Genomic DNA, 21,405 nt, shown 5'->3' with positions numbered 1-21,405 from the left:
GGCTACGGTTCGGCCGTCAGAGGCACGGCCGCTTCCGTCGTCAGCACGCGGAAGGTGAAGCTCTCCTGCACGTAGAGATCGACCGTGGCGGCGGAATGGCCGAGATAGCCGATGGAGAAGTCCTGCCCCACGGTCAGCTCGAAATCCCCGCCGCGCAGCGACAGCACCAGGCCGTTCTCGATGGCCGGCGCCCAGATGATGCCGCCGTCCGCCACCTTGTCGAGGTGATGGAAGACCGGATAGCCGTCGTCTGAGCCGCCGCTTGCCGCCATATAGGCATCGGCGCCGAGCACCAGCGCATAGGGTCCCTCGACGCCGGCGAGCCGGAGCTGGCCGACCGCCCGCGCCGCCGCGTCCGAATAGCGCTTCACGCCCGCCGGAAGCGGCAAAGCGGGATTGCTCGCCGCCGCGCGGATGCCCTCTATGCCGGCGGCGGCGTAGCCATCGAACACGGCGCGGTCCTCGGCGAAGGCGATCCTGCGCATCGCCTCCTTGACGGGCGACCAGTCGCTGTCGAGCGCGCCGCGCTCCACGTCGTCGATGGCGCTGCGGGCGAGCTGGAAAGGCACGCGAAGCTCGACCAGCGCCTTGACCTCGCGCGCCACCGATTGCACGCCGTCCGACGGCGGCGTGATCGGCGTGACATGGCCGGTGCCGACCGCGGAAAGGCCGGGGCCGGACGGGCCGACCATGTCGACGACGCGGCGGGCGGCGAGGTGCCGCTTCAGCGTGCGCGTCGCCTCCTGCTCGATCTCGGCCCAGGCGGCCTCGGAAATGGGCGCCAGTTCGCGATGCAGGTTATTCATGGGAAACCCCTTTCCTGAGAGAGCCTATGCCGAGCGATCCGTCGCGGCGCGGCGCCGGGTCTTGCGCGGCCGGTGCGACGGTATCGAGAACCGGAGCCGCATCCGGCGAAACCGTGTCGAGAAAGGAGGCTGAGGGGACGAAGAACAGCGTGCCGGTGACGGCGCGGCTGAAGTCGAGCAGCCGGTCGTAATTGCCGGGCGGACGGCCGACGAACATGTTCTCCAGCATCGTCTCGATGCGCCGCGGCGAGCGCGCATAGCCGATGAAATAGGTGCCGAACTCGCCCTTGCCGATATCGCCGAAGGGCATGTTGTCGCGCAGGATCTGCAGTTGCTCGCCGTTCTCGACGATGTTCGTCAGCACGTTGTGCGCGTAGCTCGGCTTCGCGGCCTCGTCGAGCTCGATGTCGGAGAGCTTTTCGCGGCCGATGATCCGCTCCTGCTCGGCGACCGGAATCCTGTTCCAGCCCTCGAGGTCGTGCAGGTATTTCTGCACGATCACATAGCTGCCGCCGGCAAAGCCCGGATCCTCGTCGCCGATGATCGTCGCCGCGATAGCGGCCGCATCGACCGGATTTTCCGTGCCGTCGACGAAACCGATCAGGTCGCGGTCGTCGAAATAGCTGAAGCCGTGCACCTCGTCCTCGGTCGACACGAATCCCGCCAGCCGGCCCATGATCCGGCTCGCCAGCTCGAAACAGAGGTCCATGCGTGTGGCACGGACATGGAACAGGAGATCGCCGGGCGTCGAGACGGCGTGGTGCTTTGCGCGGATCTCGCGGAAAGGATGCAGGTCCTTCGGGCGCGGCGCGCCGAAGAGCCGGTCCCACGCGTCCGAGCCGATGCCGAGGACGCAGGAGAGCCCGCCCTCCAGATCGCGGAAGCCGACCGCACGCAGCAGGCCGGAGAGGTCCGCACAGAGCGCCCGCACGGCGTTTTCGGCCTCGCGGCCCGGGGCGAGCGTGACGACCAGGAAAATGGCCGCCCGCGTCAGCCGCGTCGCGACCGGCTGGGAAACGACGGGGGACGGGGCTGCATTCATGCGCTATCCATTCCGACAGGGACGCGGATCATAGGCCGATGGAGCGAAGGTAGCGAGTCTTTCCTCGCCATGCCATCGAAAACCCGCATGGTCGTGCGGCCTCACGACGTCCGCCGGCCTGCCCGCGCGAGGTCGAGTGCGGCGGACGGCTTCAGGATGATGATCCCCGCCAGGACGATGACCAGCGAGCCGACGACGGTCGGAAGATCGAGCCGCTCGCCGAAGACGAGAACGCCGAGCGCGATGCCGAAGATGAGCCGCGTGTAGCGGAAGGGGGTGACGACCGAGACGGCGCCGGTGCGCATCGCCTTCATCAGCGCGGCATAGGCGAGCACGCCGCAGATCACCGCCGCCGACAGGAGAAGAGCGGGGACGGGCTCGGGGATGACAAACGCCTTCCTCTCCCAGACCAGGGCGTAGGCGGCGCCGGCGAGCACGATCGCCGCGAAGCCGTAGAACCCGAGGACCGCGGTGGCGATGGAGCGCGGCGCCGCACGGCTCGCGAGGTCACGCGCCGCGAAGCCCAGCATGCCGACCAGCGCCAGCACGGACAACGCCGAGAAGCTTTCCGCGCCCGGCCGCAGGACGATGAGCACGCCGACGAGGCCGACGAGGATCGCCGTCCACCGCTGCCAGCCGACCCGCTCGCCGAAGAGGATCGCCGCACCGAGCACGACGACGATGGGCGTTGCCTGGAGGATCGCCGTCGTCGCCGAGAGCGGCGTCAGCGCAAGCGCGAGCACGTAGAACAGCCGCGCCGTCACCTCGAAGCAGGCGCGCACGCGCATGGGGCGCGAGAGCGCATCGGCACCGAACATCGGCTCCCCCCGCACGATCGCGAAGACGGCGAACAGCAGGGCCCCGCCGAGGCCGAAGAGAACGAGGACCTCGGCGATCGGCAGGGACGCCGCGGCGGCCTTCACCATCGCATCCTCGACCGCGAATGCCGCCATGCCCGCGACCATCCAGAGGCTGCCGGCGAGGTTCGCCCGGGTTTCTTGCGCGGTGGTCTCGGTCATGGTGGCGACGCCTGTGGACTGCTGATCGCCCCTCGTACCAGCTTTCCGCCCGATTCCGTCGAGAATTTTCTCCTCCCGCCGATGGAAACCCGTTTCGCCCCTCTCCCATGTATCATCTTTAATTTGTGCGATATGGAAACAAATTTCATATATCGCACAAAATCTGTTGCCCGCCCCAACGCGTTTTCCTATCCAGAGGGAGGCGGCTGCGCTCGCGGCCGTGCTCTGGAGGGAAAGGCGATGGACAAGACGGTCCCGAGCCTCGTCGCGGCCGTGTCCGGCATCGGCGACGGCGCGACGGTGATGATCGGCGGTTTCGGCGGCTCCGGCGCGCCGATCGAGCTCATTCACGCGCTGATCGACCGCTTCGTCGCGACGGGCCACCCGAAGGACCTGACGATCGTCAACAACAATGCCGGCAACGGCCATGTCGGGCTCGCCGCCCTCATCGAGCAGCGCATGGCGCGCAAGCTGATCTGCTCCTTCCCGCGCTCGGCCGACCCAAGGGTTTTCACGGATCTCTACCTGTCGGGCGAAATCGAGCTGGAACTGGTGCCGCAGGGCACGCTTGCCGAGCGCATCCGCGCCGGGGGCGCGGGCATTCCCGCCTTCTATACGCCCACCGCCTACGGCACGGACCTCGCCGCCGGCAAGCCGATCGAGGTGTTCGACGGCCGTCCCTATGTGCAGGAGCGCTGGCTCAGGGCCGACTTCGCCATCGTCAAGGCCCATCGGGGCGACCGCCACGGCAATCTCACCTACAACAAGGCCGCGCGGAACTTCAATCCGCTGATGTGCACGGCGGCCGCAACCACCATCGCCCAGGTCTCCGAGATCGTCGCGCCGGGCGAGATCGACCCCGAGGCCGTCGTCACGCCCGGCATCTTCGTGCAGGCCCTGGTGGCGGTTGCCGATCCGCAGCAGGAAGAAGTCCTGAACCGCGCAGGAGCGCGCCATCCATGACGACGAAACTGTCCAACGCGCAGATCGCCTGGCGCGCCGCCCAGGACATCGACGACGGGGCCTATGTCAATCTCGGCATCGGCTTTCCCGAGATGGTGGCGCAATACCAGCCGCCGGGACGCCAGGCGGTGTTCCACACGGAGAACGGCATCCTCAATTTCGGCGAGCCGCCGATCGCCGGCGAGGAGGACTGGGACCTGATCAACGCCGGCAAGAAGGCGGTGACGCTGAACCCCGGCGCGGCCTTCTTCCACCATGCGGACAGTTTCGCGATGGTGCGCGGCGGCCATCTCGACGTCGCCATCCTCGGCGCCTACCAGGTGGCGGAGAACGGCGACCTCGCCAACTGGAGCATCGGCGCGGGCGGCGTGCCGGCCGTGGGCGGCGCCATGGACCTCGTGCACGGCGCCAAGCGCGTCGCCGTCATCACCGAGCACGTGACCAAGACGGGCGCGCCGAAGCTCGTCAAGCGCTGCACCCTGCCGCTGACGGGCGTCGCCTGCGTGACGCGGGTCTATACCAGCCTCGCCGTGATCGACATCGAGAACGGACGCTTCGTCCTGCGCGAGAAGCTGCCCTCCCTCTCGCTGGAAGAGCTGCAGGCCCTGACGGGGGCCGAGTTCCTCGTCCCCGACACCGTCGCCGACCTCGTCGTACCGGAGTTCTGACCATGGCCGAGGCCTTCATCTGCGACTATGTCCGCACCCCGATCGGCCGCTTCGGCGGCGCGCTCGCCGGCGTGCGAGCCGACGATCTCGGGGCGATCCCGCTGAAGGCGCTGATGGCCCGCAACCCGGCCGTGGATTTCGAGGCCGTGGGCGACGTGGTGCTCGGCTGCGCCAACCAGGCGGGCGAGGACAACCGCAACGTCGCGCGCATGTCGCTCCTGCTCGCGGGCCTTCCCGTCTCCGTCGGCGGCACCACCATCAACCGGCTCTGCGGCTCGGGCATGGACGCGGTGATCACCGCGGCGCGGGCGATCCGCGCCGGCGAGGCCGAGCTGATGATCGCCGGCGGCGTGGAGAGCATGAGCCGCGCACCCTTCGTGCTGCCCAAGGCGGAAGCCGCCTATTCGCGGCAGGCGGAGATCCACGACACGACCATCGGCTGGCGCTTCGTCAACCCGCTGATGAAGAGGCGGTACGGCGTCGATTCCATGCCGGAGACCGGCGAGAACGTCGCCGAGCAGTTTTCGGTGAGCCGGCAGGACCAGGACGCATTCGCGCTGCGCTCGCAGGCGAAGGCGGCGCAAGCGCAGGCAAACGGCCGCCTCGCCCGCGAGATCACACCGGTCGCGGTCCCCGTCCGCAAGGGCGATCCCGTGCGCGTCGAGAAGGACGAGCATCCGCGCGCCACGACGCTGGAGGCGCTCGGCAAGCTCGCCACGCCCTTCCGCAAGGAGGGCGGCACGGTGACGGCGGGCAATGCCTCGGGCGTCAACGACGGCGCGGCGGCGCTGATCGTCGCCTCGGAGGCGGCCGCGCGCCGATACGGCCTCACGCCGATGGCGCGCATCCTCGGCGGCGCGAGCGCCGGGGTGGAGCCGCGCATCATGGGCATCGGGCCCGCGCCCGCCGCCGAGAAGCTGATGGCGCGGCTCGGCATGACGGCCGGGCAATTCGACGTCATCGAGCTCAACGAGGCCTTCGCCAGCCAGGCGCTCGCCACGCTGCGCCTGCTTCGCATCGCCGACGACGATCCGCGCGTCAACCGCAACGGCGGGGCGATCGCGCTCGGCCATCCGCTCGGCATGTCGGGCGCGCGCATCGCCGGCACGGCGGCGCTGGAGCTGCAGCTCGGCGGCGGGCGCCATGCGCTGTCGGCCATGTGCATCGGCGTCGGACAGGGGATCGCCGTCGCCTTGGAACGGGCCTGAGTGATGCGGCCCGCGCGGCAGTCAGAGCGTCTTCCGCTCCGGGGACAGGACGGGGCGCGGCCGGGCCGCAAGCTCGATCGCCTCCTCCTCGCCGATTCCGGTCATGCAGAGCAGGCGCACCACCGTCTCCTCGATCAGCGACGGCGCCAGCTCGCCGCGGGTGATCGACAGGCTGACGCCGACGATGGCGAAGGTCGCCATCTTCCAGGTCAGCGCCGCGTCCGCGACGCGGAACCGGCCGGCGCGGGTGGCGTTCTCCAGGTCGCGGATGGCAAAGGGTCCCATCACGCGGAACATCGCGCCGGCGATGACCTCCGGCCGGTTCAGCAGCTGCTTCCAGCGCATGTCGCCGGTCGCGTGGTCGATGACGGTGCGCACGCCGAAGGCATAGACCTGGGCCGGATCGGAGAAGGTGTCCGTCACCTCCTCGATGCGCAGAGCGAGATTGTGCATCACCCGCTCCATCACCGAGATGGCGAGGTCGTCCTTGGACTTGAAATAGCTGTAGACCGTGCCGGCGCCCACATCCGCCAGCTCGGCGATCTCGTGCATGGTGGCGCTGTCTATGCCCTTCTCGGAGATCACCCGGTAGCCCGCCTGCACCAGCGCCTCGCGGTTGCGCTCCTGCCTCAGAGCCACCCTGCCTTTCGGCGGAACCTTGCTTGCCGTCACAGAACCCACCCCCTCCCCGTCGCCTCTTCCTGCTTGCCGCAGGAGGGACGGCAAAGTCAAGTTCGAATGACGGTCGGAATTGAACAAATTCACGACCGGCCAAAATCACAATTGACATAAAATCGAAACTGAATGACGTTCATTTATATCGCGCAGGAGGAAGCGCTCAGGGAGGCTTACATGAACATGCATGTCGATTCGCGCATCACGGAATCCGAGGTCAAGGCGGTGGCCGAGAGCCTCGTCCCGGTCTTTTCCGAACGCGCCTTGCAGACCGACAGGGACCGCAAGGTGCCGGCCGAGAACATCAAGCTCCTGCACGACAGCGGGCTGCTCGGCATCTTCCGCGCCCGCAGGTGGGGCGGCTCCGAACTGTCCATGCGCGCCCATGTCGACGCCGTCGCCACCGTGGCGCGCGGCTGCCAGGCGACGGCCTGGGTGCTCGGCGTCTACCATGCGCACGACTACATCATCGGCCACATGGCCGAGAAGGCGCAGGCCGAGATCTATTCCACCGGCGAGATCCAGGCGGTCGCCGCCGTCATCGGCCCGCGCGGCCGGGCCGTGCGCCAGGCGGACGGCTCCTACATCCTGAACGGCTTCTGGCCCTTCGTCTCGGGCAATTCCGCCTCGCACTGGCTGCTGCTCGGCGCGGAGGTCTTCGACGAGGCCGGCAACAAGCTGGACGAGGGCGATCTCGCCGTCCCGGTCGGCGACGTCGAGGCGATCGACGACTGGCACGTGGCCGGCCTGCAGGGCACCGGCTCCAACTCGGTGAAATGCACGAACGTCCCGGTGCCCGCCCACCGCTTCGTCTCGCTGCCGGCGATCCTGGAGAACCAGACGCCGGTCTTCGCGCAGCCGGACGCGCCGGCCATCTACAAATGTCAGGGCGGGCCGGCGCTCGGCATGTATATCGCCACCTCCGCGCTCGGCGCCGCACGGCGCGCGCTGGAGGAGTTCCTGAAGGTCGTTCCCGGCAAGAAGGTCATGTACACGAGCCACATCTCGCACGAGTGGAGCGCGCTGCAGATCGCCGTCGGCGAGGCCGCCTCCATGATCAATGCCGCCGAGCTGATCTTCTACCGGGCCGCCGATGACGTCGACGACCATGCCCGCCGCGGCGAGAAGATGCCGATGGAGATGCGCGGCCGCATCCGCATGGACATCACCACCGTGCCGCGGCTCTGCCGGGACGCCGTCCACAAGCTCTACACGATCGGCGGGGCGGCCGGCCTGTCGCTCAAGAGCCCGATCCAGCTCAACGCCCGCAACCTGCAGGCCGCCAGCATGCACGGCTTCCTGCTGCACGACGCGGGTGCGGAGATCTACGGCCGGGTGCTGCTCGGTGTCGATCCCGGCACCGGCGTCATCTGAGGCCGGGCCGATGGATGCGACGACAACGCGCCTCGCGCCCGTGCCGGCGGCGGACTATGTCGCGGCGATCGCCCAACACGTCTCGTCGGTCTGCGTCATCACCACCGAGCTGGACGGCGAGCGCTTCGGCCTGACGGCGACGGCCGTCTCCTCCGTCTCGGCCGAGCCGCCGCGGCTCCTCGTCTGCGTCAACAAGAACGGGCTGACGCACGAGAAGATCGCCGCGGCCGGGCGCTTCTGCGTCAACGTCCTGGCCGAGGGCCAGGACAAGGTGGCGATGGTGTTCGCCGGCATGGGCGGCAGCAAGGAGGACCGTTTCGCGACGGGAGAATGGGTGCGGATGAAGACCGGCGCCCCGGCGCTGGCCGGGGCTCTCGCGACCTTCGATTGCCTCGTCGGCGAGACCTCCGACCAGGCGAGCCACACCGTCTTCTTCGGCGACGTGGTGGCGACGGGCCACGTCAAGGGGCAGGACACGCTGCTCTACGGCGCGCGCCGCTTCCGCCAGCTGCGCAAGATCTTCGCCGGCTTCGGCGGCGGCGGGGACGACTACCTATAGGAACGGTTTGGGCGCGGCATCGGGAGGATGCGCGCCGGGAGGGGAACATGTCACGCTATTTCACCGAAGAGACCTCGATGGAAACGGTCAACGCCCGCATGGGCGCGGATGTCGATCCGCGCCTGCGGGAGGTCATGGCCTGTCTGGTCAGGCACCTGCACGCCTTCGCCAAGGAGATCCACCTGACCCAGGAGGAGTGGGAGGTCGGCATCGACTTCCTGACGAAGACCGGGCAGATCTGCAGCGGCGAGCGGCAGGAATTCATCCTGCTGTCGGACGTGCTCGGCTTCTCGATGCTGGTGGACGCGATCAACAACCGCCGCCCCGCCGGCGCGACGGAGAACACCGTCTTCGGTCCCTTCCACGTCGACGGCGCGCCGGTCCGGGCGATGGGCACCTGCATCTCGCTCGACGGCAAGGGCGAGAGCTGCCTGTTCGAGGGCAAGGTGATCGACCTGCACGGCAACCCGATCGAGGGCGCCAGGGTGGACGTCTGGTCCGACAATGCCGACGGCTTCTACGACGTCCAGCAGCCCGGCATCCAGCCGAAGTGGAACAATCGCGGCGTGTTCGTCACCGGAAAGGACGGGGCCTATTCCTTCGTCGGCATCAAGCCGGTCTCCTATCCCATCCCCGACGACGGTCCCGTCGGCAAGATGCTGGGAAAGCTCGGCCGGCATCCCTACCGGCCCGCGCACATGCATTACCTGGTGACGGCCGACGGCTACCAGCGGCTGGTGACGCACACCTTCGTCGGCGACGACGCGTACCTGGAATCGGACGCCGTCTTCGGCGTGAAGAAGTCGCTGGTGGCGCCTTTCGAGCGCCTGAAGGACGGCGCCACGCTCTGGCGCTCGCCCTTCGACTTCGTCCTCACGCCCGTCTCCGCCTGAGGAAAGCCGATGCCGCTCGTCAAGATCCATGTGGAGAACGTCGTCTGGAGCGAACGGGGCGCGGCGCTGACCGGCGCCCTGAAGCCGATCCGCGCCATGCTCTGCGAGACGTTCAAGGTCGACGCCGGCCTCTGCCAGCTGGCGATCATCCCGGTCTACGGGGTCGACGACCAGGCGCCGGTGGCGGCCGAGATGCAGATCCTGCCGAAACCGGAGCGGACCCGCGAGGTGATCCTCGGGGCCTGCGAACGGCTGCGCGACATGCTCGCCGAAGCCTCCGGCGAGCGCACGGTGATACGCTCGACGCAGCTTGATCCCGAGACCTATCTCGCCCTGAAATAGGGCGGTGCCGCCGCCGGCTATGGAAAACCGCGGATCGGTCCGGTCCCGCGGCTTCCGGCGTTTCGGGCTGCCATTGTTGCGTGCGATAATTGAACTAAATTCAATATAAGAACAAATCGCCTTGACCCTGCCGCCCTCCGTCGCCCAATCTCACTCTTGAAATCTCGCAAGAAACGCGGCGCCGCGCAGGAGAGGGTGGGCGGCATCCGCACCGAGAAACGGGCAAACCGGGAGGGTCTTCATGTCCAGAATCATCATGCTCAACCGCAGACAGGTACTTCGCGGCGCCGGCGCGCTTCTGGCGGCACCGGCGATCCTGCGCGCCACACGCGCCTCGGCGCAGGACGCGGTCTTCAAGATCGGCTACGTCTCGCCCAACACCGGCCCGATCGCCGGCTTCGCCGAGGCGGACGCCTTCATCCTCGACGGCGTGCGCAAAGCCTTCGCCGGCCTCACCAACAACGGCAAGCCGGTTTCGGTGGAGATCATCACCAAGGACAGCCAGTCGAGCTCCAACCGCGCCGCCGAGGTCGCCACCGAGCTCATCGAGAAGGACGGCGTGAACATGCTGCTCGCCTCCGCCTCGCCGGACACGGCCAACCCGGTCGCCGACCAGGCGGAGCTGAACGAGATCCCCTGCATCACCTCGGTCACGCCCTGGCAGCCCTATTTCTTCGGCCGCAACGGCGACCCGGCGAGCGGCTTCAGCTGGACCTACCATTTCTTCTGGGGCCTGGAGGACGTCATCGCCAACTTCCTGGCGATCTGGGACCAGTCCGGCGTCGCCAAGAGTATCGGCGGCCTGTTCCCCAACGACGCCGACGGCAACGCCTGGGGCGACGCCAAGCTCGGCATGCCGACGCCGCTTTCCGAGGCCGGCTATGCGCTGGTCGATCCCGGCCGCTACCAGGTCATGAACGCGGACTTCTCCTCGCAGATCGCCGCCTTCAAGAAGGCCGGCTGCAAGATCGTCACCGGCAACATGATCCCGCCTGACTTCGCCACCTTCTGGTCGCAGGCCGGCCAGCAGGGTTTCCGGCCGAAGGTCGTGACCATCGGCAAGGCGCTGCTGTTCCCGTCGGTGATCGAATCCCTCGGCGAGCGCGGCGACGGCCTTACCTCGGAGATCTGGTGGTCGCCGAGCCATCCCTTCACCTCCAGCCTGACGGGCGAAAGCGCGAAGGAGATCGCCGACGGCTACATGGCCGCGACCGGCAAGCAGTGGACGCAGCCGATCGGCTTCAACCATGCCCTGTTCGAGGTCGCCGCCGACGTCATCCGGCGCGCGGACGATCTCTCCGATCCGCAGTCGGTCGTCGACACGCTCGCCGCGACCGACATGCAGTCGATCGTCGGGCCGATCTCCTGGAAGGGCGGGCCGCTCAACCCGGTCAGGAACGTGGTGCGCACGCCGCTGGTCGGCGGCCAGTGGCAGAAGACGGGCGACCGGTTCGAGCTCGTCATCACCAACAACAGCCAGGCCCCGTCGATCCCGGTCGGCGGCGAGCTGAAGCTCCTCTCCTGACGAAAAAAGGCGGGTGGGCCCGGCCCACCCGCAAGGCCATGTCGATACTGGTTCTCGATCAACTCAGCAAACGCTACGGTGCGCTTCTCGTGACGGACGGCATCTCGCTGTCCGTCGACAGGGGCGAGATCGTCGGCATCCTCGGTCCGAACGGCGCGGGCAAGACGACGCTGTTCAACCTGATCGCCGGCACGGTGAAGCCCAATTCCGGCACCATCACCTTCGACGGCCGCGACATCACCCGCGAGGGGGCGGCCGTGCGCTGCCGGGCCGGCATCTCCCGTTCCTTCCAGGTGCCGCAGCCCTTCACCGGCATGACCGTGTTCGAGAACGTCCTCGTCGGCGCCACCTTCGGCCGCGACCGGGCGGGCGCGTCGGATTTCGCCATGCGCGCGCTCGAACTCAGCGGGCTGACCCGCAAGGCCAACCAGCTCGCCGGCTCGCTGCCGCTGCTCGACCGCAAGCGGCTGGAGCTGGCGCGCGCGCTTGCCACCGACCCGAGCCTGCTGCTGCTCGACGAGATCGCCGGCGGGCTGACCGACAGCGAGTGCCACGAACTGCTGGAGGTGCTGCGCGAGGTGAACGCCGCGGGCGTGACCATGGTCTGGATCGAGCACGTGGTCCACGCGCTGCTCTCGGTCGCGCAACGGCTGGTGGTGGTCGATTTCGGCCGCAAGATCGCCGACGGCGTGCCGGACGCGGTGATGGCCAGCAGGGAAGTGAAATCCGTCTATCTCGGGGACGACGTCCATGTCTGAACCGCTCCTCACCGTCGAGAGACTGAACGCCTTCTACGGCGATGCGCAGGCGCTGTTCGACGTCGACCTGACGCTCGCCCGCGGCGAGCTGCTCGCGCTGATCGGCGCCAACGGCGCGGGCAAGAGCACGCTGCTCAAATGCCTGACCGGCCTCGTGAAGAACCGCACGGGCACGATCCGCTTCAAGGGCGAGGACCTCATCCCCGTGCCCGCCTTCGAGATCACCGCGCGGGGCATCGCGCTGGTGCCGGAGGGCCGGCGGCTCTTTCCCTCGCTCAGCGTCGAGGAGAACCTGCTTCTCGGCGGCAAGGTCGCCCGCCCGGGCGCCTGGTCCCTGGAAGCGATCTACGACCTGTTCCCGATCCTGAAGGAGAAGCGGAAATCCCCGTCCACCCTGCTGTCCGGCGGCCAGCAGCAGATGGTAGCGATCGGGCGGGGGCTGATGTCCAATCCGGATATCCTGCTGCTCGACGAGCTGAGCCTCGGGCTTGCGCCGGTCGTCATCAAGGACATCTACGACCTCCTGCCGAAGATCGCCGGAAACGGCCTCTCCGTCATCCTCGTCGAGCAGGACGTCAGCCGGGCGCTCGGCGTCGCCGACCGCTTCATGTGCATGCTGGAGGGCAAGGTGAAGCTGGAGGGCAGGCCGGACGCCTTCGGCCGCGAAGAGATCACCAACGCCTATTTCGGGACCTGACGGGATGGAATGGATCAACATCATAGTCCAGGGCATTCTGGTGGGCGGCCTCTACGCGCTCTTCGCCACCGGCCTGTCGCTGATCTTCGGCGTCATGCGCCTCGTCAACATCGCCCATGGCGACCTGATCATCGCCGCCGCCTATCTCGCCTATACGGTGATCCAGCTCACCGGCCTGCATCCGCTGGCGAGCCTCGTCGTCGTGCTGCCGCTTTCCGCGCTGTTCGGCTACGGGCTGCAGCTCGCCGTCCTCAACCGCACGCTGGACAAGGGCATCCTGCCGCCGCTGCTCGTGACCTTCGGCCTGTCGATCATCATCCAGAACTTCCTGCTCGAAACCTTCAGCGCCGACAGCCGCAGGCTCAATGCGGGCGCAATCGAGATCAGCAGCTTCAGCCTGATGCCGGGCCTCGACATCGGCTATGTGCCGCTTCTCACCTTCGCCTGCGCGGTCGCGGTGGTCTGGGGCCTGCAATACCTCTTCTATCACAGCCCGATGGGGCGCTCCTTCCGCGCGGTGTCCGACGATCCGGAGGTCTCGCAGCTGATGGGCCTCAACAACCGCACCGTCTATGCCGCCGCCATGGCGCTCAGCATGGTCGTCGTGGCGATCGCCGGCGTGCTGCTCGCCATCCGCTCCAATTTCGACCCGTTCATGGGGCCGGGCCGGCTGATCTTCGGCTTCGAGGCGGTGATCATCGGCGGCCTCGGCAATCTCTGGGGCACGCTCGCCGGCGGCGTCATCCTGGGCGTGGCCCAGGCCGTCGGCGCCCAGATCGATCCCGGCTGGCAGCTGCTCGCCGGACACATCGTTTTCCTCCTCATCCTGGCGGTCAGGCCGCAGGGCCTGTTCCCGAAGGGGGTCGCATGAACCGGTTCCACGTCACGCGCGCCACGGGGCTCAGCCGCTTCGCGCTTGCGCTGTCCGTCCTTCTCGTCGTCGTCCTGGCCGCGGCCCCGTGGTGGGGGTCGACGGCGACGCTGCGCCTCATCGGCGAGATGATGATCTACCTGGCGCTGGCGAGCCTGTGGAACCTGCTTGCCGGCTATACCGGCCTCGTCTCCGTCGGCCAGCAGGCCTATGTCGGCTTCGGCGGCTACATGCTCTTCACCATCGCGCTCTATCTCGGCTGGAACCCGCTGGTCGCCATCCCGCTGGCGGGCCTTGCCGCGGCGCTCGTCTCCATTCCCGTCGCCAAGCTGGTGTTCCGGCTGAACGGGGCCTATTTCGCCATCGGCACCTGGGTCGTGGCAGAGGTCTTCCGCCTCGGCTTCGCGCAGATGTCCTCGCTCGGCGGCGGCTCCGGCTCCAGCCTGCCGGTCGCCATCATGCGGGACATGGCCTCGTCCAAGGCGATGCGGGAATCCCTGATCTACTGGGCGGCGCTGGCGCTCGGCGCCGGATCGGTCGCCTTCGTCTACCTGCTCCTGCGCTCGCGCATCGGCCTGGCGCTGACGGCGATCCGCGACAACGAGACGGCCTCCTCCAGCCTCGGCATCGCCATCCCGCGCATCAAGCTCGCCGTCTATGTCTGCGTTGCCGCCGCGACCGCGATGGTCGGCGCGCTGATCTTCCTGCAGAAGCTGCGCATCGCCCCGGACGCGGCCTTCTCCGTCAACGACTGGACCGTGCTCGTCATCTTCATGGTGGTGATCGGCGGCATCGGCACCATCGAGGGGCCGATCATCGGCACGATCCTGTTCTTCGTGCTGCGCGAGTTCCTCGCCGATCTCGGCTCCGTCTACCTGATGATCCTCGGCGCGCTCGCCATCGCCGTGATGATGCTGTCGCCGCAGGGCATATGGGGTCTGATCGCCGGGCGCCGGGGCCTGTCGCTGTTCCCGGTCGGATACCGCGTCGAGACGAGAGGGGAGAAGCCGTGAAGCCTTTCATCTACATGCCCGTGCCGACGCGCGTCGTGTTCGGCCACGGCCGCATCACGCAGGCCCGGGCCGAGGCGGAGCGCCTCGGCATGACGCGGCCGATCGTCATCGCGACGGCGCAGCAGGCGGACGCCTGCGAGGATCTCGCCCGCGCGATCGGCGGCCTCGCCTATCCGCACGCGGTGATGCACACGCCGGTCGACGTCACCGAGACGGCCGTCGCCTTCGTCCGCGACAACGGCGTCGACGGGATCGTGTCGCTCGGCGGCGGCTCCTCGACCGGGCTCGGCAAGGCGATCGCGCTGCGCACCGATCTCGACCAGCTCGCCATCCCGACCAGCTATGCCGGATCGGAGATGACCGACATCCTCGGCGAGACCGAGGGCGGGCTGAAGACGACGAGGCGCGATCCCGCCATCCGGCCGGAGACGGTGATCTACGATCCCGACCTCCTCGCCACGCTGCCGGACGCCTTCGCCGCGACCAGCGGCCTCAACGCGATCGCGCATGCGGTCGAGGCGCTCTATGCGGCGGACGGCAATCCCATCGTCACGCTGATGGCAGAAGACGGCATCCGCGCGCTGGCCGCGGCCCTGCCGAAAGGCCGCGCGGGCCACGACGAGGCGCTTTACGGTGCCTGGCTCTGCGGCGCCGTGCTCGGCAGCGCCGCCATGGCGCTGCATCACAAGCTCTGCCACGTGCTCGGCGGCACCTTCAACCTACCGCATGCGGAGACCCACGCGGTCGTGCTGCCGCACGCCACCGCCTACAACGCGGCGGCCGCCCCCGGCGCCATGGCGCGCATCGCCCGGGCGCTCGGCGCGGACGATGCCGCCATGGGCCTCCACGTGCTTTCGAAATCGCTGAGTGCGCCGCTTTCGCTGAAGGAGATCGGCATGCCGGAGGACGGGCTGGAGAGGGCCGCCGATATCGCCGTCGCGAGCCCCTATCCCAATCCGCGCCCGCTGGAGCGCGCCGCTATCCGGCGCCTGCTCGACGACGCATTCCACGGCCGCCCGCCCGCGGCCGGCTGAACGCAAAAAAACGGGAGGATACATTGGCAGACATCACCACCGACGTCCTGATCATCGGCACCGGGCCGGCGGGCACGGCGACCGCCGCGCTCCTGTCGAGCTACGGCGTCGACAACCTGATCGTCAACCGCTACCGCTGGCTCGCCAACACGCCGCGCGCGCACATCACCAACCAGCGCTGCATGGAGGTGCTGCGCGACCTCGGCCGGGACGTCGAGGACGAGGCCTACATGTTCGCCACCGGGCAGGACCTGATGGGCGAGAACGTCTTCTGCGTCAGCCTGGCGGGCGAGGAGCTCGGCCGGATGAAGAGCTGGGGTACCCACCCCATGTCGCGCGCCGAGCACCAGCTCTCCTCGCCCTGTCACATGAACGACCTGCCGCAGACCTTCATGGAGCCGCTCCTGTTCAAGACTGCGTGCACGCGCGGCACTCAGGCGCGCATGAGCACCGAGTTCCTGTCCTTCGCGCAGGACGACGACGGCGTGACGGCGACCTGTCGCGACCGGCTGACGGGCAAGGACTTCACCATCCGGGCAAGATATCTTGTGGGCGCCGACGGCGCCAATTCGCTGGTCGCCCAGCAGGCGGGCCTGCCCTTCGAGGGCCGCATGGGCGTCGGCGGCTCGATGAACATCCTGTTCCGGGCCGATCTCTCGCGCCACGTCGCCCACCGCCCCTCGGTGCTCTACTGGGTGATGCAGCCCGGCGCCGACGTCGGCGGCATCGGCATGGGCCTGGTGCGCATGGTGCGGCCGTGGAACGAATGGCTGATCGTCTGGGGCTACGACATCGGCCAGCCGGCGCCGGTGGTGGATGCGGCGATGGCGACGAACGTCGCGCGCCAGCTCGTCGGCGATCCGGAGCTGGAGATCGAGCTGCTCTCGGCCAACACCTGGACGGTCAACAACATGTTCGCGACGAACATGCAGGAGGGCCGCGTCTTCATCATGGGCGACGCGGCGCACCGGCATCCGCCCTCGAACGGCCTCGGTTCCAACACCTCGATCCAGGACGCCTTCAACCTCGCCTGGAAGCTCGCCATGGTGGTGAAGGGCGAGGCGTCGCCGACGCTGCTCGACAGCTACAGCGAGGAGCGCGTGCCGGTCGCCCGCCAGATCGTCACCCGCGCCAACAAGTCGATTGGCGAGTTCGGGCCGATCTTCGAGGCGCTCGGCATGGACGGCGGCGTCGACCACGACAAGATCCAGCGCAACATGGACCAGCGCTGCGACGCCACGCCCGCCGCCGAGCGGCAGCGCGAGGCGCTGCGCAAGGCGATCGCCTTCAAGAAATACGAGTTCGATTGCCACGGCGTCGAGATGAACCAGCGCTACGCGTCCGGCGCGGCCGTCACCGTCGGCGAGCCGGAGCCGGCCTATCCGCAGGACGCGGAGCTGCACTATGCGCCGACCACATGGCCGGGCGCGCGCCTGCCGCATGCCTGGGTCTACGACCGCGCCGGCGCCAGGCACTCGACCCTCGACCTCACCGGCCGGGGCCGGTTCACGCTGCTCACCGGCATCGGCGGCGAGGCCTGGGTGGCGGCGGCCGAAGCGGTGGGAGACGCGCTCGGGATCAACGTCCGCACCCACGTCATCGGCCCGCGCCGGGACTACGAGGATCACGGCGGGGAATGGGCGGAGCTGCGGGAGGTTACGGATGCCGGCTGCGTGCTGGTGCGGCCCGACCATCACGTGGCCTGGCGCAGCGCCGGGCTCGGCGCCGATCCCGCTGCCGAGCTCACGCGCGTGCTCCGCGCCGTCCTCGGCCGATGAGGAAAGCCCGGCCGGCCGCTATTTCAGGAGCGGCCGGACGTTCTTCTGCAGCGCCAGCAGCGGTTCGAGATACTGGGTGCGCAGCTCCGCCGGATCGGCATGGAGGGCGGCGACGCCGGTATTGAGCGCCGCGACGGTCTGGCCGCGGGCGTTGAGGATCGGCACGGCGATGGAGCGCAGGCCGATCTCGACCTCCTGGTCGATGATGGCATAGCCTTGCGCCTTCACCGCCCTCAGCTCCGCCACGATGTCCTCGATATCGGTGCGGGTCATGCGGGTGCGCTGCTCCAGCGGGCGCATGGCGAGGATGGCACGCGCCTCCTCCTCCGGCAGCGAGGCGAGAATCACCCGGCCCATCGAGGTGCAATAGGCCGGCAGGCGGCTGCCGGGCATCAGGCTGATCGACATGACCCTCTGCTGGGCCGAACGCGCCACGTAGACGATATCCCAGCCGTCGAGGATCGACACCGAGACGCTCTGGCCGATCTCGGCGGAGAGCGTGTCCAGCCAGGGCTGGACGATGCGCGGCAGCGGCATGGTGGCGAGACACCCGGTGCCGAGGCGCAGAACGCGCGGCGTCAGGCTGAAATACTTGCCGTCGTAATTGGCGTAGCCGAGCGTGTGCAGCGTCAGGAGGCAGCGGCGCGCGGTCGCCCGGTCGAGCCCGGTGATCTGCGACGCGTCGCTGATCGACATGCGCTCCGTCTCGGCGGTGAACGCCTCGATGACGCTGAGGCCCTTCGCCAGCCCGCCGAGATAATCAGTTTCCTTGATGGCCATGATGCATTTCCGTGCGGAATACGAACAAATTTCAATATACGCACAAAATAGCGTGACCCGCAACTTCATTCCGTGCGGGATGAGGCAAGGAGGGAGCGCGGGAAAAGCCGTCCGCGCCATGGCAATGCGAGGAATAGCTTATCGGCGGCTAGCACGCATCCATTCATTCTCATGTGCTGTCACGACGAGAAGAGGAAGCGGCATGGTGGCCCCGATCGTGCCGAAGGGATCGCCGCCCACGAATTGCGCGTGATGCACGGAGTGCTTTCGGTATCGTAGGTTTGAGCGGCCTGTTGCGCCGAACGAGGTGTCGGAGTCGCCACTGCTCGCCGGAGAAACCGGGATACCGTCGGGACCGGTTTCATGCTGCCGGCGGCCGCTCCCGCGAACTCGCGGGAACGGCCGGCAGGCATGCAGGCACCGTCACATGCCGGACGTGAACAGCAGCGTGAGCGGCGGAAAGAGAATGGTCAGGACGAGAAGCACCAGCGCCCAGAGGAGGAACGGCATTATTTCCCGCGCGATGCTCACGAACGGCACGCGCGATATGCTGGACACCACGAAAAGCAGCAGGCCGACCGGCGGCGTGATCAGGCCGATCATCAGGTTGATGACGACGGTCGCGCCGAAGTGGACGGGATCGATGCCGAGCTCGTGCCCAATCGGGATCAGCGCCGGCAGGAATATGACCATTGCCGGCAGCGGCTCCAGCACCAGCCCGACGATCAGCAGGAAGACGTTGACGATGATGAGGACAACGATCGGATTGGTCGAGATGCTGTGGATGGCGTCCACGACATGGTCGGCGACCTGGCTTTCCGCGACCAGCCACGAAAACGGCGCGGCGGCGGCGAGGAGGAAGAGGATCACGGCGCTCGAGCGTCCGGCGGAGGCGAACAGAGCCGGCAGGTCCGCTATCGCGATCGACCGGTAGACGAAGAAGCTGACCAGGAGGGCATACACGACGGCGACCGCCGCGATCTCGGTGTCCGTCATGTAGCCGAGCCGGATCCCCACCAGGATGATGACCGGCATCAGGATGGCCCAGCCGGCATTGAGCGACACCTGCACCTTCTCCGCCCATCCGACCCTTTCGCCGGCCGGCAGGTTTCGTCGCCGGCCGATCACCGCGGCGATCGTCATGAACCCGACCGCGAGGATCAACCCCGGAAGCAGGCCGGACATGAACATCTTGGCCACGGACACGTTGGCCATCTGCGCATAGATCACCATCGGAATGGAGGGCGGGAGAATGGGGGCGACAAGCGCACCCGCGGCGACGATCGCGCTCGGATAGGTCTTGCCGTAGCCCTTGGCCTCCATCTCCGGGATCATCGCCTTGCCGATGGCGACCGCGTCGGCTACCGCCGAGCCGGAGATGCCGCCCATCATGAGGTTCGCGCCGACGGAGACCTGCCCCAGGCTGCCGCGCCCGCGGCCGACCCACACGGAGGCGAAATTGATGAGATGCCGCGTTATGCCGCCGCGGTTCATGATCTCGCCGGCGAGGATGAAGAGAGGAATCTGCACCAGCGCGTAAAGGCCGATCCCGCCCAGCATCGAGTTGGGCAGCATGACCATGTCGACGAAGCGATCGGTCTTGAGCTCGATCCCGAGCCAGGCGGCGATGATCATCGCAAAGCCGATCTCCGTGCCGATGAACAGCAGCACGAGGAAGATGATGAACAGGGACGACATCCTCAGCCCTCCTGCTCGGCGGAGCCAAGAACGATCCGGCGCACGATGCGCCACGCCGTGAGCGGCACCATCAGCGCGATGCCCACCAGTATCCCGCTGGCCGGCACAGCCAGGGACAGGTCCGTCCCCAGCACGATCTGATATTGCGCGGCCTGGACCATCTGCCAGCACTTCACGGTGAGGATCAGCAGCAGCACCAGAAGGAGCGCGTCTATGAACGTATCGATCCACACCACCAGCCACGGGGGCAGCGAATCCTGGAGGATCGTGACGCGTATATGCTCGTTGGCGGAAAACGCCCGGACGACCCCGATGAAGCAAAGCCACGTGAGCCCGATCTTGACGTATTCCTCCGGCGAGTCCCGCCAGAACGGAAAGAAGTTCCGGTCGATGAACTGCGAGAAGACGACCGCGAGCAGGCCGGCGATCAGCAGGCCGATGACCGTGTCCAGCAGCCTTCCGAACCAGAAGCCGAAGATCCCGACGTATCGATCGATTGTAGTAAACTTCATACACGGTTCCTCATTCGGCCAGGCGGGCCAAGCAGAGCTTGGATCTGCGGTTTCGTGGACGGCTTGCTTACGGAAACGGCACAGGGCGCGCCCATCCGGGGGACGGGCGCGCCCTTGGAGCCGGGGCGCTATTCCTGCATCGCCCGGATCTGCTCGACCAGCCCTTCCGGCCAGACCTTGCCCTCGAAGGGCAGGTGCACGTCCTTGAGGAACGCGCGGAACGCCTCCGTATCCGGCTGCGTGACCGTGACGCCCTCGGCCTCGAAGATCGCGTAGCCCTCGGCGTCGATCTTCTCACCGGCCGCCGTCATCGCCGTGCCGCCGGCCTTCGCCGCCTCGAGGAAGATGGACCGCTCCTCGTCGGTGAAGGAATTCCACAGCTTGTCGTTGATGTACCAGGCGGCGGTCTCGTAGATGTGCTCGGTCGGCGTGAAGTGCTTGGCGACCTCGTACCACTTGTATCCGACCGCCGCGTCGATGCCGTTCTCGTGCCCGTCGACCTGATGGCGCTCGATGGCGTTGTAGGTATCCCCGAGGCCGAGGACGACGGGCCGCGCGCCCATGGCCTCGAACGCCGCCCGTATGCCGTCGATCGGCGGTATCCGGATCTTCAGCCCCTGCAGGTCCTCGGGCTTCGCGATGGCACGCTGGCTGTTCTGCACCGCTCTGGGCGAACGGGCGCCGTAGACGGCGAAGATCCGCACGCCGGACTGTTCGGCAAGGTCGTCGTAGAGCCCCTTGAAGAGCTCGCCGTTGGCGATCTTCTCCGCCTGCTCCTTGGATTTGAACAGGTACGGGACATAGGCGACGTTGAGGGCCTGGCCGCCGCGCAGGACACCGGCATTGCCGATCGCGAGATAGGTCATGTCCACCGTGCCGAGCTGCACGCCGTTGATCAGCGACTGGATGTCGCCGAGCTGGCTGTCGGGATAGACGCGAACCTTGATGCGCCCCTCGGAAAGGCGCTCCACCTCGTCTGCGAAGACCGGCAGCGCCACATGGATCGTGCTCGACGTCGGCCAGGGCGAGCCCAGCCGGATTTCCTTGACCTCCTGCGCCATCGCATGGACGGCACCGGACGCGACCAAAGCCATGGTCATGAGAATCTGCGAAAATTTCATCCTCTTCCTCCCAATTGGCCGCTTGCTGTCAGCGGCGGTAAATAGCGCACGTCCCATCCTCGGACGCGC

General features: G+C 67.8%; 22 protein-coding genes. 14 read left to right on the top strand and 8 right to left on the bottom strand.

Translation table 11 applies throughout. The annotated features are described in order from the left end of the window. Window positions 1-2: 2 nt before the first annotated feature. From NNZ72_RS07595 to NNZ72_RS07585, 3 genes are all read right to left on the bottom strand, one after another. Complete coding sequence (locus NNZ72_RS07595; RefSeq protein WP_257314599.1) at window positions 3-806, bottom strand: family 1 encapsulin nanocompartment shell protein; 804 nt, start codon at window positions 804-806, stop codon at window positions 3-5. Then, the gene (locus NNZ72_RS07590; RefSeq protein ID WP_257314598.1) at window positions 799-1,848 is read right to left on the bottom strand and encodes a Dyp-type peroxidase; all 1,050 of its coding nucleotides are present in this window, start codon (window positions 1,846-1,848) and stop codon (window positions 799-801) included. The genes NNZ72_RS07595 and NNZ72_RS07590 overlap by 8 nt, the downstream gene beginning before the upstream one ends. A 101-nt stretch (window positions 1,849-1,949) precedes the next feature. Further along, window positions 1,950-2,867: a DMT family transporter gene (locus NNZ72_RS07585; protein WP_257314597.1), complete on the bottom strand. Its 918-nt coding sequence runs from the start codon at window positions 2,865-2,867 to the stop codon at window positions 1,950-1,952. Between the two features lie 240 nt (window positions 2,868-3,107). Between NNZ72_RS07585 and NNZ72_RS07580 the strand changes: the two genes are divergently transcribed. The 3 genes from NNZ72_RS07580 to pcaF are packed head-to-tail and all read left to right on the top strand — an operon-like array spanning window position 3,108 to window position 5,706. After that, window positions 3,108-3,830 carry a 3-oxoacid CoA-transferase subunit A gene (locus NNZ72_RS07580; protein WP_257314595.1) on the top strand — a complete coding sequence of 241 codons (723 nt, stop codon included), beginning with the start codon at window positions 3,108-3,110 and terminating at the stop codon, window positions 3,828-3,830. After that, a complete protein-coding gene (locus NNZ72_RS07575; RefSeq protein ID WP_257314594.1) occupies window positions 3,827-4,498 on the top strand; it encodes a 3-oxoacid CoA-transferase subunit B in 672 nt (223 codons plus the stop codon). The genes NNZ72_RS07580 and NNZ72_RS07575 overlap by 4 nt, the downstream gene beginning before the upstream one ends. A 2-nt stretch (window positions 4,499-4,500) precedes the next feature. Beyond that, window positions 4,501-5,706: a 3-oxoadipyl-CoA thiolase gene (pcaF, locus tag NNZ72_RS07570; protein WP_257314593.1), complete on the top strand. Its 1,206-nt coding sequence runs from the start codon at window positions 4,501-4,503 to the stop codon at window positions 5,704-5,706. A 21-nt stretch (window positions 5,707-5,727) separates the two neighbouring features. On the opposite strand, the gene NNZ72_RS07565 is transcribed toward pcaF, so the two are convergent. Then, window positions 5,728-6,345: a TetR/AcrR family transcriptional regulator gene (locus NNZ72_RS07565; protein WP_257314591.1), complete on the bottom strand. Its 618-nt coding sequence runs from the start codon at window positions 6,343-6,345 to the stop codon at window positions 5,728-5,730. A 165-nt stretch (window positions 6,346-6,510) separates the two neighbouring features. Between NNZ72_RS07565 and NNZ72_RS07560 the strand changes: the two genes are divergently transcribed. The 11 genes from NNZ72_RS07560 (at window position 6,511) to NNZ72_RS07510 (ending at window position 17,225) form a co-directional block, all read left to right on the top strand. Next, window positions 6,511-7,755, top strand: a complete 1,245-nt coding sequence (locus NNZ72_RS07560; RefSeq protein ID WP_257314589.1) for an acyl-CoA dehydrogenase family protein — start codon at window positions 6,511-6,513, stop codon at window positions 7,753-7,755. Between the two features lie 10 nt (window positions 7,756-7,765). Then, on the top strand, window positions 7,766-8,314 hold the full coding sequence (locus tag NNZ72_RS07555; RefSeq protein WP_257314587.1) for a flavin reductase family protein: 549 nt from the start codon (window positions 7,766-7,768) through the stop codon (window positions 8,312-8,314). A 47-nt stretch (window positions 8,315-8,361) separates the two neighbouring features. Continuing rightward, on the top strand, window positions 8,362-9,207 hold the full coding sequence (locus NNZ72_RS07550; RefSeq protein WP_257314585.1) for an intradiol ring-cleavage dioxygenase: 846 nt from the start codon (window positions 8,362-8,364) through the stop codon (window positions 9,205-9,207). A gap of 9 nt (window positions 9,208-9,216) precedes the next feature. Further along, window positions 9,217-9,549 (top strand): hypothetical protein, encoded by a 333-nt coding sequence (locus NNZ72_RS07545; RefSeq protein WP_257314584.1) that lies wholly within the window; start codon window positions 9,217-9,219, stop codon window positions 9,547-9,549. 256 nt (window positions 9,550-9,805) lie between these two features. Further along, a complete protein-coding gene (locus NNZ72_RS07540; RefSeq protein ID WP_257314807.1) occupies window positions 9,806-11,074 on the top strand; it encodes an ABC transporter substrate-binding protein in 1,269 nt (422 codons plus the stop codon). A 38-nt stretch (window positions 11,075-11,112) separates the two neighbouring features. Continuing rightward, entirely contained in the window at window positions 11,113-11,832 is a 720-nt protein-coding gene (locus NNZ72_RS07535) for an ABC transporter ATP-binding protein (RefSeq protein ID WP_257314583.1), read from the top strand. Further along, the gene (locus NNZ72_RS07530) at window positions 11,825-12,529 is read left to right on the top strand and encodes an ABC transporter ATP-binding protein (protein WP_257314582.1); all 705 of its coding nucleotides are present in this window, start codon (window positions 11,825-11,827) and stop codon (window positions 12,527-12,529) included. Before NNZ72_RS07535 ends, NNZ72_RS07530 begins: the two co-directional genes overlap by 8 nt. Window positions 12,530-12,533: 4 nt before the next feature. After that, window positions 12,534-13,400 carry a branched-chain amino acid ABC transporter permease gene (locus NNZ72_RS07525; RefSeq protein ID WP_257314581.1) on the top strand — a complete coding sequence of 289 codons (867 nt, stop codon included), beginning with the start codon at window positions 12,534-12,536 and terminating at the stop codon, window positions 13,398-13,400. Then, a complete protein-coding gene (locus NNZ72_RS07520; protein WP_257314577.1) occupies window positions 13,397-14,413 on the top strand; it encodes a branched-chain amino acid ABC transporter permease in 1,017 nt (338 codons plus the stop codon). The genes NNZ72_RS07525 and NNZ72_RS07520 overlap by 4 nt, the downstream gene beginning before the upstream one ends. 14 nt (window positions 14,414-14,427) lie before the next feature. Then, entirely contained in the window at window positions 14,428-15,447 is a 1,020-nt protein-coding gene (locus NNZ72_RS07515) for a maleylacetate reductase (RefSeq protein WP_257314806.1), read from the top strand. Between the two features lie 23 nt (window positions 15,448-15,470). Beyond that, window positions 15,471-17,225 (top strand): FAD-dependent oxidoreductase, encoded by a 1,755-nt coding sequence (locus tag NNZ72_RS07510; RefSeq protein ID WP_257314575.1) that lies wholly within the window; start codon window positions 15,471-15,473, stop codon window positions 17,223-17,225. An 18-nt stretch (window positions 17,226-17,243) separates the two neighbouring features. Here NNZ72_RS07510 and NNZ72_RS07505 read toward each other — a convergent pair whose 3' ends face one another. The 4 genes from NNZ72_RS07505 to NNZ72_RS07490 form a co-directional block, all read right to left on the bottom strand. Next, complete coding sequence (locus NNZ72_RS07505; protein WP_257314574.1) at window positions 17,244-18,005, bottom strand: IclR family transcriptional regulator domain-containing protein; 762 nt, start codon at window positions 18,003-18,005, stop codon at window positions 17,244-17,246. A 423-nt stretch (window positions 18,006-18,428) separates the two neighbouring features. After that, complete coding sequence (locus tag NNZ72_RS07500) at window positions 18,429-19,703, bottom strand: TRAP transporter large permease (protein WP_257314573.1); 1,275 nt, start codon at window positions 19,701-19,703, stop codon at window positions 18,429-18,431. 2 nt (window positions 19,704-19,705) lie between these two features. Beyond that, window positions 19,706-20,215 carry a TRAP transporter small permease gene (locus NNZ72_RS07495; protein ID WP_257314571.1) on the bottom strand — a complete coding sequence of 170 codons (510 nt, stop codon included), beginning with the start codon at window positions 20,213-20,215 and terminating at the stop codon, window positions 19,706-19,708. Between the two features lie 128 nt (window positions 20,216-20,343). After that, window positions 20,344-21,315, bottom strand: coding sequence for a TRAP transporter substrate-binding protein (locus tag NNZ72_RS07490; protein ID WP_257314570.1), 972 nt, complete (start codon window positions 21,313-21,315; stop codon window positions 20,344-20,346). Window positions 21,316-21,405 lie beyond the last annotated feature (90 nt).

It is taken from the genome of Shinella pollutisoli, assembly GCF_024609765.1.
Taxonomy (GTDB): Bacteria; Pseudomonadota; Alphaproteobacteria; order Rhizobiales; family Rhizobiaceae; genus Shinella; species Shinella pollutisoli.
Note: the sequence above shows the minus strand (reverse complement) of the source record. Positions and strands in the feature narration are given on the sequence as shown.

Coding starts and splice junctions, on each gene's coding strand:
- NNZ72_RS07560 (WP_257314589.1), top strand. CDS start 6,511: ATGACGTTCATTTATATCGCGCAGGAGGAAGCGCTCAGGGAGGCTTAC.
- NNZ72_RS07495 (WP_257314571.1), bottom strand. CDS start 20,215: ATGAAGTTTACTACAATCGATCGATACGTCGGGATCTTCGGCTTCTGG.
- NNZ72_RS07575 (WP_257314594.1), top strand. CDS start 3,827: ATGACGACGAAACTGTCCAACGCGCAGATCGCCTGGCGCGCCGCCCAG.
- pcaF (WP_257314593.1), top strand. CDS start 4,501: ATGGCCGAGGCCTTCATCTGCGACTATGTCCGCACCCCGATCGGCCGC.
- NNZ72_RS07500 (WP_257314573.1), bottom strand. CDS start 19,703: ATGTCGTCCCTGTTCATCATCTTCCTCGTGCTGCTGTTCATCGGCACG.
- NNZ72_RS07515 (WP_257314806.1), top strand. CDS start 14,428: ATGCCCGTGCCGACGCGCGTCGTGTTCGGCCACGGCCGCATCACGCAG.
- NNZ72_RS07535 (WP_257314583.1), top strand. CDS start 11,113: ATGTCGATACTGGTTCTCGATCAACTCAGCAAACGCTACGGTGCGCTT.
- NNZ72_RS07555 (WP_257314587.1), top strand. CDS start 7,766: ATGGATGCGACGACAACGCGCCTCGCGCCCGTGCCGGCGGCGGACTAT.
- NNZ72_RS07540 (WP_257314807.1), top strand. CDS start 9,806: ATGCTCAACCGCAGACAGGTACTTCGCGGCGCCGGCGCGCTTCTGGCG.
- NNZ72_RS07525 (WP_257314581.1), top strand. CDS start 12,534: ATGGAATGGATCAACATCATAGTCCAGGGCATTCTGGTGGGCGGCCTC.
- NNZ72_RS07590 (WP_257314598.1), bottom strand. CDS start 1,848: ATGAATGCAGCCCCGTCCCCCGTCGTTTCCCAGCCGGTCGCGACGCGG.
- NNZ72_RS07550 (WP_257314585.1), top strand. CDS start 8,362: ATGTCACGCTATTTCACCGAAGAGACCTCGATGGAAACGGTCAACGCC.
- NNZ72_RS07520 (WP_257314577.1), top strand. CDS start 13,397: ATGAACCGGTTCCACGTCACGCGCGCCACGGGGCTCAGCCGCTTCGCG.
- NNZ72_RS07545 (WP_257314584.1), top strand. CDS start 9,217: ATGCCGCTCGTCAAGATCCATGTGGAGAACGTCGTCTGGAGCGAACGG.
- NNZ72_RS07580 (WP_257314595.1), top strand. CDS start 3,108: ATGGACAAGACGGTCCCGAGCCTCGTCGCGGCCGTGTCCGGCATCGGC.
- NNZ72_RS07585 (WP_257314597.1), bottom strand. CDS start 2,867: ATGACCGAGACCACCGCGCAAGAAACCCGGGCGAACCTCGCCGGCAGC.
- NNZ72_RS07490 (WP_257314570.1), bottom strand. CDS start 21,315: ATGACCATGGCTTTGGTCGCGTCCGGTGCCGTCCATGCGATGGCGCAG.
- NNZ72_RS07530 (WP_257314582.1), top strand. CDS start 11,825: ATGTCTGAACCGCTCCTCACCGTCGAGAGACTGAACGCCTTCTACGGC.
- NNZ72_RS07595 (WP_257314599.1), bottom strand. CDS start 806: ATGAATAACCTGCATCGCGAACTGGCGCCCATTTCCGAGGCCGCCTGG.
- NNZ72_RS07505 (WP_257314574.1), bottom strand. CDS start 18,005: ATGGCCATCAAGGAAACTGATTATCTCGGCGGGCTGGCGAAGGGCCTC.